The sequence below is a fragment of the uncultured Roseobacter sp. genome (genome assembly GCF_947501835.1).
Taxonomy (GTDB): Bacteria; Pseudomonadota; Alphaproteobacteria; order Rhodobacterales; family Rhodobacteraceae; genus Roseobacter.
The window spans coordinates 302,806-316,704 of the sequence record NZ_CANMXR010000006.1; the positions used below are offsets into that span (position 1 = coordinate 302,806).

Below are 13,899 nucleotides of genomic sequence, written 5' to 3' on the forward strand. Positions count from 1 at the left end.
GATTTGTCTGGCGTGGCGCGACGCGCCACAGTCCGCTTGACTTTTGAGAGGACAGTTCATGCGATTATTGCCAGTGCTTAGCGTAACCCTTGGCCTTTTTGGCGCGCCTGCTCTGGCATGTGGCCCGGATACGGATTGCCAGTTGGGCGACCGCCACTACCGCATTGCCATGCCAGAGGGCCACGATGGTGCGACACCCGTCCCGGCGCTGGTTTTCTCCCATGGGTACCGCGGATCGGCTCAGGGCGTGATGCGCAATGGCTCGCTGCGGCGCATGGCCTCAGAGATGGGGGTCGCCTTGATCGCCGTGAAGTCCCAGGACGATGATTGGGTGATCCCCAACGCGCCACGGCATCTGGACACCGATGGTGCGGTCGAATTCAACTATTTCGACGCGGTGCTCAAGGATGCTACCAATCGTTTTGCCATCGACGAGGCGCGGATCGTGGCCACGGGGTTCAGCGCGGGCGGCATGATGACCTGGAACCTGGCCTGTTCGATGAGCGACCGCTTTGCGGGCTTCATCCCGATCTCGGGCACTTTCTGGCTGGAGCCGCCCGAGACCTGCGCCGGGCCTGTCGCCAGCATCATCCACATTCACGGCACGAGCGACCGGACGGTGCCGCTGAAAGGGCGGGTGATCGGCCCTACGAAACAGGGCGAGGTCAGTGCGGCGCTGGAGATGTACCGCGACTACGGCAAGTTCGAACCGCTTGGGCAGGCGACCTATGGCGATCTGGCGTGCACCGAGGAGGACAACCTGGCGGGCGATACGCTGAAGTTCTGCCTCTTTGACGGCGGGCATTCCTTTCGGACTGAATTCGTCCGTTTTGCCTGGGAACAGTTTGAGAAAGTGGGGCGGCTCTAAGCCACCGCCCCAACAGAAATCACAGCATCAGTTGGTAGCTGTGCGGCGCATAGGCAAACCCGTCGCCGCGTTTTTCGACATAGCCGATCCCGGGCCAGGGCATGTGATAGCCGATAAAGGCGGTCTTGTCGGTCGCCATCATGTCGAGGATCCGGCGCCGGGTTGCGGCGGCTGCCGCTTTGTCCATGTCGAATTTCACTTCCCAATCGGGATGCGCGAGCGACCACACATAGTGGTTGGCAAAGTCCGCACCGATGACCAGCTGGGTGCCGCCGTCTTCGACCATATAGGTCATGTGCCCGGGCGTGTGCCCAAAGGCCGCCATGGCGGTAAGTCCCGATGCCACATCGCCGCCATCCTCAAGGAAGGTGAACTGATCCGCGAAAGGCTCGATCTTGGCCTTGAAGTTGTCGTTATCCGCCGTGGCCCAGGCGTCAAATTCCGCGCGGCCGGTCACGAGACGTGCGTTGTTGTAGGTCGCGGCGCCATCTTCTGTGGTCATACCGCCAATGTGGTCACCGTGCATGTGGGTGATGACCACCGCATCCACCTGATCGGCGGTGTAGCCTGCGGCCTCCAGCGCCGAAGTTGTGCCCGCAGCGGAGAGCCCGGTGTCAAAAAGCACCAGCTCGGACCCGGTGTTCACGACCGTGGGCGTGAAGAAGAACTGCGACACATCGGTGGGCAGATTGGCCTCTGCCGACACTTCGGCGAATGTATCGGCATCCACGTTGAGACCAAAGATGTTGTGCGGACCTTCGACAGCACGGGTGCCCGCAAGCAGCGTGGTGACTTCGAAGCCGCCGACCTTGACCCGATTGAACGGGCTCATGCCCACGCCCTGCATCGGCGCTTCGGCGCGGGCGGTCCCGGTTGTTGCAGCCGCAAGGGGCAGGGCAGCCGCACCCGCGAGTGCCGCGCGACGGGAGAGGTTGATCTGATCTGACATGATCACTTTCCTTTTGTGTTGGACTCTTCGCAAGATAGTGTGCCGTTGTATCCTGCCCATGTAAAACAGGGACAACCCGATCATTTTTTCGCGAGGAGGACTGATATGACAGACGCGCAAGACGTCCCGCGTTTCCTGAACGACGTGACACCGGAGCGGCGTCATCGCGAAGCGGCGGTCCTGAACACGTTGTTTCAGGAGGTCACCGGCTGGCAGCCGAGGCTCTGGTCGGGCAGCATTCTGGGCTATGGCACCTATGATTACACCTATGCATCCGGTCGCTCGGGGACCTTTCTTGCGACGGGCTTTTCACCGCGCAAAGCCAGGCTTTCGGTCTACATCATGCCCGGCTACGCCGATTTCGGGCATATTCTGGCCGATCTGGGCAAACATAAAACCGGAAAATCCTGCCTCTACATCAACAAGCTGGAGGATGTGGATACGCAGGTTCTGAAAACGCTGATCCGGGCCGGTCTCGACGATCTGGCCACCCGCTGGCCGGTGGTGCCGACATGAGGGGATCGCTGGACAATTGCACGCCCCTGTGACACCACGCGCCCCAACAGGAGACACCAGATGACCACCACCCGTTTTGCCCCGTCGCCCACCGGCTACATCCATATCGGCAACCTGCGCACGGCACTGATGAATTACCTCATCGCGCGCAAGGCGGAGGGGACGTTCATCCTGCGCATCGACGACACCGATCCGGAACGCTCCAAGGAAGAATATGTTGACGGGATCAAGCAGGATCTGGAATGGCTGGGCCTGCATTGGGACCGGGTCGAGCGGCAATCCGAACGGCTTGACCGCTATGCGGCGGCGGCGGACGAACTGCGCGACAAGGCCCGGTTTTACGAGGCTTTCGAGACGCCCACCGAGCTGGACCTGAAACGCAAAAAGCAACTGAACATGGGCAAGCCGCCGGTTTATGATCGCGCAGCCTTGGCCCTTTCTGATGCCGAAAAGGAAACGTTGCGGGCAGACCGCGGCAATGGCGTGTGGCGGTTCAAGCTGGATCACGAACGGATCGAATGGCACGACGGTATCCTGGGCGATATCTCCATCGATGCGGCCTCTGTTTCTGACCCGGTGCTCATTCGTGGGGACGGTCAGGTGCTCTATACGCTGGCCTCCGTGGTGGACGACACCGAAATGGGCGTGACCCATGTGGTGCGGGGATCCGACCACGTCACCAACACCGCCACGCAAATTCAGATCATCGAAGCGCTTGGCAGCACGGTGCCATCTTTTGCGCATCACTCGCTGCTGACTGGACCGCAGGGCGAGGCGCTTTCCAAACGTCTTGGCACGCTCGCGTTGCGCGACCTGCGCGAACAAGGCATCCAGCCCATGGCGCTGCTGAGCCTGATGGCGCGGCTGGGGTCGAGCGACCCGGTAGAGCTGCGCGCGGAGATGGCCGAGCTGATCGACGGATTTGACATTGGCCGTTTTGGCTCGGCGCCGACAAAATTCGATGTGGAAGATCTCTTCCCGCTGACGGCCCGTCACCTTGCAGGCCTGCCATTGGAAGCTGTGCAGGGCACGCTCACCGACGCAGGTGTGCCGGCCGAGAAAGCCGCGCAATTCTGGGAGGTCACCCGCGAAAACATCACAACGCTGAAAGACCTCGCTCCCTGGTGGGTGATGATGCGTGATGGGGCGGAGCCGGAGATTGATGCCGAAGATGCGGAGTTTGTGGCCGAAGCGATGAAACTCCTGCCAGAAGGCCCCTTTGACGACCAAACCTGGGGCAGCTGGACGGCGGAGGTCAAAGCGGCCACCGGGCGCAAGGGGCGTGGTCTTTTCATGCCGCTGCGCAAAGCGCTCACCGGGCAGGCGCAGGGGCCGGATATGTCTGCGCTGATGCCGCTCTTGCAAGTGGTCAAGGCACGGGGATGAGCACACGGCCCGCACGACAGGCTGCGGGCCATGGCTGACGCTCAGGCAAAGTTCCTGACTGGAAATCTTTTTCGCCACATCACCGTGATGGCGATGACCTCCTCCCTGGGGCTCATGGCGATCTTCGCCGTTGATTTCATCGACATGATTTTCATCGCGATGCTGGGTAAGGCCGAATTGGCCGCTGCTGTTGGTTATGCGGCGGCAATTTTGTTTTTCAACACGTCCTTTGGCATTGGCATGGCCATTGCCGCGGGGGCTTTGGTGGCGCGCGCGCTTGGGGCCGGAACCCCGGAGCTGGCCGAAGAGCGCAAGACCCATGCGCTGATCTACGGCGCGGCGTTCGGGATCATGTTCGCCGGTGCGGTCTGGATGAACCTTCCCGCGCTCGTCGCGTTGATCGGCGCGCGCGGCGAGACCGCCGCGCTGGCGCTGTCTTATCTGCAAATCACTGTGCCGGGCCTGCCATTTTTGATGGTCGGAATTATGGGGGGCGCAATCCTGCGCGCGCATGGAGATGCGCGTCGCGCGATGATGGCGACCATCTGGGGTGGGCTGGTCAATGCCATTCTGGACCCGATCCTGATTTTCGGACTGGGCCTGGAATTGACCGGGGCGGCCCTTGCATCGGTGTCTGCGCATATTGTGATCGCGGTCACGGCCCTTGTGCCCATCATCAAACACTATGGTGGTGTCGGGCGTCCGAAACCCGCTGGCATGGCGCGTGACCTTGTGCCGATTGTGGCGATCGCCTTTCCGGCCATTCTGACCCAACTGGCAACCCCGGTGGGCCAGGCCATCGTCACCCGCACGATGGCCCAATTCGGCGAGGCTGCCGTGGCTGGCATGGCCATTGTCGGGCGGCTGACCCCGCTGTCTTTCGGGATCATATTTGCCCTGTCAGGCGCGGTGGGCCCCATCCTGGGCCAGAATTTCGGCGCCAAGGACCACCAGCGTGTGCGCAAGGGGTTCAACAACGCCGTCCTGTTTACCGGCATCGTGATTGCGCTGGTCTCCGCAATCCTCTTTGCGCTGCGGTCGCAGATTGCAGACCTCTTTGATGCGACAGGTGTGACACGCGATCTGGTATTTCTCTTTTGCGGGCCGCTGTCGCTGCTCTTTTTCTTCAACGGCGTGCTGTTTGTCGGCAATGCCGCTTTCAACAACATGGGCCGCCCGTTCTATTCCACCTTCCTGAATTGGGGGCGCAACACCGTTGGGTTGGTGCCTCTGGTGTTGCTGGGCGCGGGGCTTTTGGGGCCTGCCGGTGTGCTGATCGGCCAGGCCGTGGCAGGGGTGATCTTTGGGGTGATCGCCTGGGCGCTTGCACGGCGGGTCATTGCGCAGGCCATGGCGCGTCCGGAGCCTGTCGAAAAATCAGAATTCGGGCGGCAGGGGCGCCTCATGTCGCTGCTTCACCTGCGCCGATAACCGATCCAGATGATCGTCCACCAAGGCAGTTTGTGCATTGGTCAGGACCTGATGGCGCGGGTAGATCGGATCTGCACGGTCGTTGACGATGGGGGTATCCCATCCGTCCGTCGTGTCAAAGAAAGCTTTCACGCCGGTTTCGCCAAAGACCTCGTGGAACCCCTGCACCACCACGTCGAGATAGCTGAGCAGGATCATGTGGCTGTCGCGTTCAAGCTGATGTTCGGGCGCCACCGAATAGACCGCAATATCGGGCTGAAGCGGGTGGTCATGATCCACCGCATGGCTCGCCGCAACGCGGGCGTATCCGCTTTCCCGTGCGTCGAGCGCGGCCCAGTCCGCGCCCGGTACCGCCGCGATCAGCCCCTGAATGCTGTGTTCGGGGGCGCGCACGCCGGTCAGCAGCACCACACCGAATCGCGGCGTGGCCACCCAGGCCCTGCGCCAGCCGTTCAATGTGGCGGGGCGCGGGTCCGGGTAATCGTGGCTCTTGGTGTTAACAAGGCTGCCGTAGCCAAAGAAATAAGGGTCTTTCATCAGAGTCTCATACCGGATTTTCGCGCAGTCAAACATTATGGTGAGGGCGGCACAAGAGACCTTGACCGATCCGCATACTTGCGCATACCGTCTGCGCACATCCCGCCCGGGAGAACCGGCTGCAAAGCCGGTGCCGAAGGAGCAACCGCCCCGGAAACTCTCAGGCCACCGGACCGTGCGGGACTGCAAAACTCTGGAGAGAGGTGCCCGATGAGGTGCCCGCCGAAGGGATAACGATCTCAGGCGAAAAGACAGAGGGGGCATCGAAGCGTGCAGATCGCACGTGTCAGATGCCGGTGTTTTAATCACACAATGACCGGCGCAAGGGAGAGGCCGGATGAGTGAGTTGCTAAAGACGCCGCTGTTTTCGCTGCATGAAAGCCTGGGCGCGAAAATGGTGCCCTTTGCGGGCTATGCGATGCCGGTGCAATACCCGATGGGCGTGATGCAGGAACACCTGCACACCCGCAGCGGGGCGGGGCTCTTTGATGTGAGCCACATGGGGCAAGTGATCCTGTCCGGTCCGTCCTGGGAGGCGGTGGCCCTGGCGTTTGAGGCGCTGGTGCCAATGGATGTGCTGGGGCTGGCCGATGGGCGTCAGCGCTACGGTCTTTTCACCAATGAGGCCGGGGGCATTGAGGATGACCTGATGTTCGCGCGTCGGGGCGACACGCTTTTTGTGGTGGTGAATGCGGCCTGCAAGGGCGCGGATATGGCGCGGATGCGCGCGGGTCTGCCGGATGAGATTACCGTTGAGGAATTGACGGATCGGGCGCTAATCGCGCTTCAGGGTCCGGGTGCCGCCGACGCGCTGGCCGGTCTGGATGCGCGTGCGGCGGACATGCGTTTCATGGATGTCACCGACCTCACGCTGGGCGGTCATGAGGTCTGGGCGTCACGCTCCGGATATACCGGTGAAGATGGGTATGAGATCTCTGTCGCGGCGCAGGATGCCGACGCCCTGGCGCGAACCCTGCTGGCGCTGGAGGGCGTTGCGCCCATTGGTCTGGGCGCGCGGGATTCTCTGCGGTTGGAAGCGGGCCTGTGCCTTTATGGAAATGACATTGATACCCGTACCGACCCGGTTGCCGCCGGTCTCAGCTGGGCCATTCAGAAGGTGCGGCGGCGCGGCGGGCAGCGTGAGGGCGGCTTTCCGGGCGCCGCGCAGGTTTTGGAGGTGTTCGCAAACGGACCCGACCAGCGCCGTGTCGGGCTGAAACCAGAAGGCCGCGCGCCGATGCGGGCAGGCGTCGAAATTTTCGAAACGGCGGAAGGTGGCGCACCGATTGGTGCCGTGACCTCAGGCGGGTTTGGACCGACCGTAGAGGGCCCGGTTGCCATGGGTTATGTGATGGCCAACCATGCAGCGCACGGCACGCAGCTCTTCGGCGAGGTGCGGGGCAAGCGTTTGCCGGTCGAGGTGGTCAAACTGCCGTTTGTTCCGGCCAATTTCAAACGATGATCAACAGGAGATGAAGCAATGAAATTCACCGAAGAGCACGAGTGGCTGCGCGAAGAAGACGGGGTCATGGTTGTGGGCATCACCATCCACGCAGCCGAGCAGCTGGGTGATGTCGTGTTTGTGGAGCTGCCTGAAGAAGGCACCACGGTCAGCAAGGATGATGAGGTCGTGGTGATCGAATCCGTCAAGGCGGCCAGTGATATTCTGGCGCCCGTGGATGGCGAAATTGTCGAGGTGAATGCGGCGTTGACGGATAACCCGGCCATGGTGAATGACGATCCGCAGGGCGAGGCGTGGTTTTTCAAGATGTCGGTGAGTGATGCCAGCCAGATGGACGAATTCATGGATGAAGCGGGCTATCAGAAGTTCATCGCGTAGGCGCGCGGTGAGAGGGCCGGAGCCTCCGGCGGGGATATTTTAGGCCAGAAGAAACCTGCGTGTCAGGGAAGGGAGCCAAGCCATGGTGTATAAGCCGACCGAATACTTGCCATATGATTTTGCCAACAGGCGGCACATCGGGCCGTCGCCCTCCGAGATGGCGGAGATGCTGGGGGTTGTGGGCGCCGAGACGCTGGATGCGCTAATGGATGATACCTTGCCGCCCGCGATCCGGCAGAAGGAGCCGCTGGATTTTGGCAAGGCGATGTCGGAGCGCGAGGTGCTGGAGCACATGCGCAAGACAGGTGCGCAGAACAAGGTGCTCACCTCGCTGATTGGTCAGGGCTACCACGGGACGGTCACACCTCCCGCGATCCAGCGGAATATCCTGGAGAACCCGGCGTGGTACACCGCTTATACGCCGTACCAGCCTGAGATTTCACAGGGGCGACTGGAGGCGCTGTTGAATTTCCAGACCATGGTCACGGATCTGACCGGGCTGGAGATCGCCAACGCGTCCTTGCTGGATGAGGCAACAGCCTGTGCCGAGGCGATGACCATGGCGCAGCGCGTGGCGAAGTCCAAAGCGAAGGCGTTTTTCGTGGATCGCGATTGCCACCCGCAAAACATCGCGGTGATGAAAACGCGGGCAGCCCCCTTGGGGATCGAGGTGATTGTCGGAAAGCCCTCCCGGATGGACGCCACGGCGGTCTTTGGTGCGATCTTCCAGTATCCGGGCACCTACGGCCATGTACATGACTTCACGGATCACATGGTGGCATTGCATGCAGCGGGGGCGATCGGGATCGTTTCTGCGGACCCGCTGGCGTTGACGCTGCTGAAAGAGCCCGGCGCGATGGGCGCGGATATCGCTGTGGGCTCGACGCAACGGTTTGGTGTGCCGGAAGGCTATGGCGGCCCGCACGCGGCCTATATGGCCTGTCGGGATGCTTATAAACGCGCCATGCCCGGTCGGATTGTGGGCGTTTCCGTGGATAGCAAAGGGAACCGCGCGTATCGGCTGTCGCTGCAGACACGGGAGCAACATATTCGGCGGGAGAAGGCGACCTCGAATGTCTGTACCGCGCAGGCTTTGCTGGCGGTTATGGCGTCGATGTATGCCGTTTTCCATGGGCCCGAGGGGCTGAAAGCGATTGCGCAGCGGATCCACCGCAAAACCGTGCGGTTGGCTAAAGGGTTGGAGGCTGCGGGCTTTAAGGTTGATCCGCGCGCTTGTTTCGACACGATCACCGTGGATGTGGGGCCCTTGCAGTCGGCGGTTCTGAAATCGGCAGTGGATGAGGGGATCAACCTGCGCCGTGTTGGCGAAACCCGCGTTGGGATCACACTGGATGAGCGCTGCAAGCCGGCGACGGTGGAGGCCGTCTGGCGGGCCTTTGGGGTGGTGCGCGAGGACAAGGATTTCAAGCCGGATTACCGGTTTCCTGAGGAAATGCTGCGCAGCTCGGGTTTCCTGACCCATCCGATCTTTCACATGAACCGGGCAGAGACTGAGATGATGCGCTATATGCGGCGGCTGGCGGATCGTGATCTGGCGCTGGACCGGGCGATGATCCCGCTGGGGTCTTGTACGATGAAGCTGAATTCTGCCGCCGAGATGATGCCCGTGAGCTGGCGCGAGTTTTCCCTTATCCATCCCTACGCACCCGCTGATCAGGCCGAGGGATACAAGATCATGATCGACGATCTGAGTGCCAAGCTCTGTGACATCACCGGGTATGATGCGATCTCCATGCAACCGAATTCCGGGGCTCAGGGGGAATATGCGGGGCTGCTGACAATCGCCGGATATCATCGCAGTCAGGGCGAGGCGCACCGCAACATCTGCCTCATTCCAATGAGTGCACATGGGACAAATCCGGCCTCGGCACAGATGGTCGGGTGGAAAGTGGTTGTGGTGAAATCTGCTGACAATGGCGACATTGACCTAGAAGATTTCCGCAGCAAGGCGGCGCAGCATAGTGAGAACCTTGCTGCCTGCATGATCACCTATCCTTCCACCCATGGCGTTTTCGAAGAGACGGTCACCAAAGTTACCAAGATCACCCATGATCATGGCGGTCAGGTATATATCGACGGCGCCAATATGAACGCGATGGTCGGTCTTAGCCGACCAGGCGATCTGGGTGGGGATGTAAGCCACCTGAACCTGCACAAGACCTTCTGCATCCCGCATGGCGGCGGTGGTCCCGGGATGGGGCCGATCGGGGTGAAATCGCATCTTGTCCCGCATTTGCCCGGCTCTCCAACAGAGGGCGATGGCGCTGTTTCGGCGGCACCCTTCGGGTCGCCCTCCTTGCTGCCCATCAGCTGGGCATACTGTCTGATGATGGGCGGGGATGGTCTGACGCAAGCCACCCGGGTTGCGATCCTGAATGCCAATTATATCGCCAAGCGGCTCGAAGGTGCATTCGACGTTCTCTACAAGGGGCCGTCGGGTCGTGTGGCGCATGAATGCATCATCGATGTGCGCCCGTTTGAGGCCAGTGCCCATGTGACCGTCGAAGATATCGCCAAACGCCTGATCGATTGCGGTTTTCACGCGCCAACAATGAGTTGGCCGGTGGCGGGCACGCTGATGGTCGAACCGACAGAAAGCGAGACCAAGGCAGAGCTGGACCGGTTCTGCGATGCAATGCTGGCTATTCGTGCCGAAATCGCTGCGGTTGAGGCGGGTCAGATCGATGCGGAAAACAATCCGCTTAAGAATGCGCCGCATACGGTCGAAGATCTTGTCGGGGATTGGGAGCGACCCTACAGCCGTGAGCAGGGATGCTTTCCGCCGGGCGCGTTTCGGGTAGACAAGTACTGGCCTCCGGTAAATCGGGTCGACAATGTCTATGGCGACAGGCATCTGGTATGTACTTGCCCGCCCATGGAAGATTACGCGGAAGCGGCGGAATAGGGGCGCTGCCCCCGACCCTTTGGGTCTCCCCCGGGATATTTTGGCCAGAAGAAACGGCTTTTTAACCATCCTCGGGCAGCATCAAGATGCGGAACAGGCGGGGACGCCGATGGCCGTGCCAGGAGAAGCAACATGTTTCTCGAACAGGGAGCGGTTCGCGCCACTCCCTGTTTCTTCTGGCTCTAAATATCCCCGCCGGAGGCATTAATTCTCTTTATTCCTTTGCCCTCAGAACGCGAGCCGGTTTGCTGTTTACCGGCCCCCATGCAAAGGCGAGGCTTGCGAGCAGGGTGCTGAGAATGCCGCCGCAGATGATCGCCAGGGCGTAGGACCAAATGATGGTGAAATCCGTATCCATGATGTAGGTGCTGACGGCCCATCCCCCCGCAATACCCGCGGCCAATGCCACAAGTCCCGCCAAGAGACCCAGAAGCGCGGAACGCAAAGCAAAACTCACCAGGATATTGCGGCGTGTGGTTCCCAGTGTTTTCAGCACTGCGGCCTCATAAACGCGCGCGCTTGTGCCCGCGGAGGCTGCGCCGATCAGCACGAGGAACCCGGTCAAAAGGGTAGCTGCGGCGCCATAAGATGTGGCAGCGGCCAGCCCGCTGAGCACATCGGCAACGCGGTCGATGGCGTCGCGTACACGTACGGCGGTGATGTTGGGATAGCGGCTGCTGAGATCGCGCAGGATCTGAGCTTCGGCCTCTTCTTCGGCGTAGACGGTTGAAATGAAGCTGTGGGGTGCGCCGGACAGGGCTGAGGGGTTCATCGCCAGGATGAAGCCGATCCCGGCGGTGGAGAAATCCACTTCGCGAAAGCTGGAAATCGTGCCGGTGATGTCGCGCCCGAGAATGTTGATGGTCAGCGTATCGCCGATGTTCAGGCCCATTTCTTCGGCTTCTTCTGCGGCAAAGCTGATCAGCGGGGGACCTGTGTAGTTCTCGTCCCACCACGTTCCTGCGGTCAGGCGCGTGTTTTCCGGCATCGGGCCAGCGTATGTGACCCCCCGATCGCCCTGAAGCACCCAATGATCGCCCGCAACATCGCGAGCCGGTTTATCGTTGATGCGGGTGATGATGCCGCGCAGCATCGGCGCGGATTGTATGCGCTTGACCGCCGGGTCGTTGGCCAAACGGTCGGTATAGCCATCGATCTGGTCTTTCTGGATGTCGACAAAGAAGTAGGAAGGGGCCACGGCAGGCAGGTTCCCTGTGATGGCATTGCGCAGGTTGCCGTCGATCTGACCCACCGCGGCCAGCACCGACAGGCCGAGACCAAGGGACAGAACAACGGAAGCCGCCCCTTCACGCGGATCGGCGATGGCGGCCAGAGCCCATCGTAGCTGGGGCTTGCCGCGGGCGACCCGTCCGCCCCGCCGCGATAGCATCCGGATCAGAAAGGCGGCCCCGGTCAGCAATAGCAGCGCACCCGCAATGCCGCCGGCGGTCCAGAGTGTCAGCCACCACGATCCCGAAAACCAGCCGGCAAAGCCCAGCAGCAAGGCAAGTGCTGCCGCCGTCATGATCAGATATCGAAAGGCTGGTAGTTTGCGCCCGGCGCTCAGCGCGTCCCGAAACAGCGTCGCGGCCCGGATGTCTTCCGCACGGGCCAGTGGCCAGAGGGTGAAAAGGAACGCTGTCAGCAGGCCGTAGAGAACAGCTTCCAGTAGCGGCGCCGGATAGAGCGCAAATGCGGCGGGAATGGGGAGGCGGGCCTCGATCAATGGCGCCAGCACAAGCGGTGCGACTCCGCCCAAGAGCACGCCGATGCCGACACCCAGCACCGACAGCAGCCCGATTTGCAGGAAATAGGTCTGAAAGATCGTCGCGCGGTCGGCACCAAGTGTCCTGAGTGTGGCGATCACATTGGTTTTGCTGGCTATATAGGCGCGCACGGCCGAAGATACGCCCACGCCCCCGACGGCGAGACCGGAGAGGCCGACAAGTACCAGAAAGGCCCCCAGACGGTCCACAAACTCAGAGATCCCCGGCGCGCCATTGCGGGCATCAGTCCAGCGCATCCCGGTGTCTTCAAACCGGGTCCGGGCCTCTCTTTTGAGCGCGGCCAGATCGGCGTTTTCGGGCAATTTCAGCCGGTATTTGGTTGAAAACAACGTGCCGGGTGCAAGGAGTGTCGAGTTCTCGAGGCTGGGGGTGCGCACGATGGTGCGGGGGCCAAGGGCAAACCCACCCGCTGCGCTGTCAGGTTCGCGCGCCAGCAGCGCCGTCAATCGGAAGGTCTGTGTGCCAAGGCGGAAAGTGTCGCCGACGCTGATGCCCAGACGGTCCACCAGAACCTGCTCCATCACCGCGCCGGGCAGGCCACCTTGATCGGCGAGCGCTGCTTCCAGCGGGATGTCGGGCTCCAGTGCAACGGTTCCAACCAGGGGGTAGGCGTCGTCCACGGCTTTGATCTGCGTCAGGCCGCGCTCTGCTGTGTCCCCGTCGCCCACCACCGCCATAGAGCGAAAGTCCACGATTTCGGACAGGCGCACGGCAGTTTGCGCCATCCAGTCTCGCTCCTCCTCCGTGGCAAAACGATAGGTGAAATCCATCTCGGCGTCCCCGCCCAGGAGGGCTGCCCCTTCCCGTTCAAGACCAGCCTCGATGCTGGAACGGACTGATCCGACGGCGGCAATGGCCGCGACCCCGAGGGCAAGACAGGCCAGGAAAATGCGAAAGCCCCGCAAGCCCCCGCGCAATTCGCGCCGGGCGAATTTCGACGCGATGCGCAGGCTCATTCGGCGGCCCGCTCCAGAGGGGCGATCCGGCCATCGGTGAGGCGGATGACACGATCACAGCGCGCCGCAAGGCTTTGGCTATGGGTGACCAGCACCAGCGTGGCGCCATGCCTGTCCCGCAGCCCGAAAAGCAGATCGATGATCGCCGTGCCATTCGCGCCATCGAGATTGCCCGTGGGCTCATCCGCCAGCAGGATATCGGGGCGCGGGGCGGAGGCGCGGGCCAGAGCGACACGCTGTTGTTCGCCGCCGGACATTTGCGACGGGTAATGATCGGCGCGGTGTGCCAGACCGACCTCGGCCAGCTCCGCCTGGGCCTTGGCAAAGGCATCCGCGTCACCCGCCAGTTCGAGCGGGGTCGCCACGTTTTCCAACGCGGTCATGGTCGGGATCAGATGGAAGGATTGGAACACCACGCCCATGTGATCGCGGCGAAACCGCGCCAGCGCATCCTCGCTCATATCGGTCAGGTCGTGGCCCAGAGCAGTGACCGTGCCGCCGGTGGCACGTTCCAGCCCGCCCATCAGCATCAGCAGTGATGACTTGCCGGAGCCTGAAGGGCCAATCAACCCCAGGCTCTCGCCCTTGTGAACCTCCAGCGAAATGCCATGCAGAATATCCACCCGCCCGGCATTGCCATCGAGCGATAATGCCGCATCATTGAGAGAGAACACTGGATCGGTCATAAAACAAGTCACCTTTG

General features: G+C 61.7%; 11 protein-coding genes and 1 riboswitch. Of the genes, 7 read left to right on the forward strand and 4 right to left on the reverse strand.

Translation table 11 applies throughout. The features are described 5' to 3' along the window. The first annotated feature begins 58 nt into the window (after nucleotides 1-58). Nucleotides 59-868 carry a prolyl oligopeptidase family serine peptidase gene (locus Q1A20_RS14690; protein ID WP_299917299.1) on the forward strand — a complete coding sequence of 270 codons (810 nt, stop codon included), beginning with the start codon at nucleotides 59-61 and terminating at the stop codon, nucleotides 866-868. Between the two features lie 19 nt (nucleotides 869-887). On the opposite strand, the gene Q1A20_RS14695 is transcribed toward Q1A20_RS14690, so the two are convergent. After that, nucleotides 888-1,817, reverse strand: a complete 930-nt coding sequence (locus Q1A20_RS14695; RefSeq protein ID WP_299917302.1) for an MBL fold metallo-hydrolase — start codon at nucleotides 1,815-1,817, stop codon at nucleotides 888-890. 105 nt (nucleotides 1,818-1,922) lie between these two features. Between Q1A20_RS14695 and Q1A20_RS14700 the strand changes: the two genes are divergently transcribed. Genes Q1A20_RS14700 through Q1A20_RS14710 form a run of 3 tightly spaced genes read left to right on the forward strand, consistent with a single transcriptional unit; the run spans nucleotide 1,923 to nucleotide 5,150 of the window. After that, nucleotides 1,923-2,333 (forward strand): DUF1801 domain-containing protein, encoded by a 411-nt coding sequence (locus Q1A20_RS14700; RefSeq protein WP_299402173.1) that lies wholly within the window; start codon nucleotides 1,923-1,925, stop codon nucleotides 2,331-2,333. Between the two features lie 60 nt (nucleotides 2,334-2,393). Then, complete coding sequence (gene gltX, locus Q1A20_RS14705) at nucleotides 2,394-3,719, forward strand: glutamate--tRNA ligase (RefSeq protein ID WP_299917304.1); 1,326 nt, start codon at nucleotides 2,394-2,396, stop codon at nucleotides 3,717-3,719. 30 nt (nucleotides 3,720-3,749) lie between these two features. Continuing rightward, nucleotides 3,750-5,150 (forward strand): MATE family efflux transporter, encoded by a 1,401-nt coding sequence (locus Q1A20_RS14710; protein ID WP_299402176.1) that lies wholly within the window; start codon nucleotides 3,750-3,752, stop codon nucleotides 5,148-5,150. Here the strand turns inward: Q1A20_RS14710 and Q1A20_RS14715 are convergent. Continuing rightward, nucleotides 5,097-5,687, reverse strand: a complete 591-nt coding sequence (locus tag Q1A20_RS14715) for a gamma-glutamylcyclotransferase family protein (protein WP_299917307.1) — start codon at nucleotides 5,685-5,687, stop codon at nucleotides 5,097-5,099. The genes Q1A20_RS14710 and Q1A20_RS14715 overlap by 54 nt on opposite strands. 97 nt (nucleotides 5,688-5,784) lie before the next feature. Then, nucleotides 5,785-5,873, forward strand: a riboswitch (glycine riboswitch). 151 nt (nucleotides 5,874-6,024) lie between these two features. Here Q1A20_RS14715 and gcvT point away from each other — a divergent pair. From gcvT to gcvP, 3 genes are all read left to right on the forward strand, one after another. After that, nucleotides 6,025-7,149 carry a glycine cleavage system aminomethyltransferase GcvT gene (gcvT, locus tag Q1A20_RS14720; RefSeq protein ID WP_299917310.1) on the forward strand — a complete coding sequence of 375 codons (1,125 nt, stop codon included), beginning with the start codon at nucleotides 6,025-6,027 and terminating at the stop codon, nucleotides 7,147-7,149. 18 nt (nucleotides 7,150-7,167) lie between these two features. Beyond that, entirely contained in the window at nucleotides 7,168-7,527 is a 360-nt protein-coding gene (gcvH, locus tag Q1A20_RS14725; RefSeq protein WP_298969502.1) for a glycine cleavage system protein GcvH, read from the forward strand. A gap of 82 nt (nucleotides 7,528-7,609) precedes the next feature. Next, entirely contained in the window at nucleotides 7,610-10,453 is a 2,844-nt protein-coding gene (gene gcvP, locus Q1A20_RS14730; RefSeq protein WP_299917312.1) for an aminomethyl-transferring glycine dehydrogenase, read from the forward strand. A gap of 214 nt (nucleotides 10,454-10,667) precedes the next feature. Here gcvP and Q1A20_RS14735 read toward each other — a convergent pair whose 3' ends face one another. Both Q1A20_RS14735 and Q1A20_RS14740 read right to left on the reverse strand, forming a co-directional pair. Beyond that, on the reverse strand, nucleotides 10,668-13,196 hold the full coding sequence (locus Q1A20_RS14735) for an FtsX-like permease family protein (RefSeq protein ID WP_299917313.1): 2,529 nt from the start codon (nucleotides 13,194-13,196) through the stop codon (nucleotides 10,668-10,670). After that, on the reverse strand, nucleotides 13,193-13,882 hold the full coding sequence (locus Q1A20_RS14740; protein WP_298969505.1) for an ABC transporter ATP-binding protein: 690 nt from the start codon (nucleotides 13,880-13,882) through the stop codon (nucleotides 13,193-13,195). Before Q1A20_RS14740 ends, Q1A20_RS14735 begins: the two co-directional genes overlap by 4 nt. Between the last annotated feature and the right edge of the window lie 17 nt (nucleotides 13,883-13,899).

Coding starts and splice junctions, on each gene's coding strand:
- Q1A20_RS14690 (WP_299917299.1), top strand. CDS start 59: ATGCGATTATTGCCAGTGCTTAGCGTAACCCTTGGCCTTTTTGGCGCG.
- Q1A20_RS14695 (WP_299917302.1), bottom strand. CDS start 1,817: ATGTCAGATCAGATCAACCTCTCCCGTCGCGCGGCACTCGCGGGTGCG.
- Q1A20_RS14700 (WP_299402173.1), top strand. CDS start 1,923: ATGACAGACGCGCAAGACGTCCCGCGTTTCCTGAACGACGTGACACCG.
- gltX (WP_299917304.1), top strand. CDS start 2,394: ATGACCACCACCCGTTTTGCCCCGTCGCCCACCGGCTACATCCATATC.
- Q1A20_RS14710 (WP_299402176.1), top strand. CDS start 3,750: ATGGCTGACGCTCAGGCAAAGTTCCTGACTGGAAATCTTTTTCGCCAC.
- Q1A20_RS14715 (WP_299917307.1), bottom strand. CDS start 5,687: ATGAAAGACCCTTATTTCTTTGGCTACGGCAGCCTTGTTAACACCAAG.
- gcvT (WP_299917310.1), top strand. CDS start 6,025: ATGAGTGAGTTGCTAAAGACGCCGCTGTTTTCGCTGCATGAAAGCCTG.
- gcvH (WP_298969502.1), top strand. CDS start 7,168: ATGAAATTCACCGAAGAGCACGAGTGGCTGCGCGAAGAAGACGGGGTC.
- gcvP (WP_299917312.1), top strand. CDS start 7,610: ATGGTGTATAAGCCGACCGAATACTTGCCATATGATTTTGCCAACAGG.
- Q1A20_RS14735 (WP_299917313.1), bottom strand. CDS start 13,196: ATGAGCCTGCGCATCGCGTCGAAATTCGCCCGGCGCGAATTGCGCGGG.
- Q1A20_RS14740 (WP_298969505.1), bottom strand. CDS start 13,882: ATGACCGATCCAGTGTTCTCTCTCAATGATGCGGCATTATCGCTCGAT.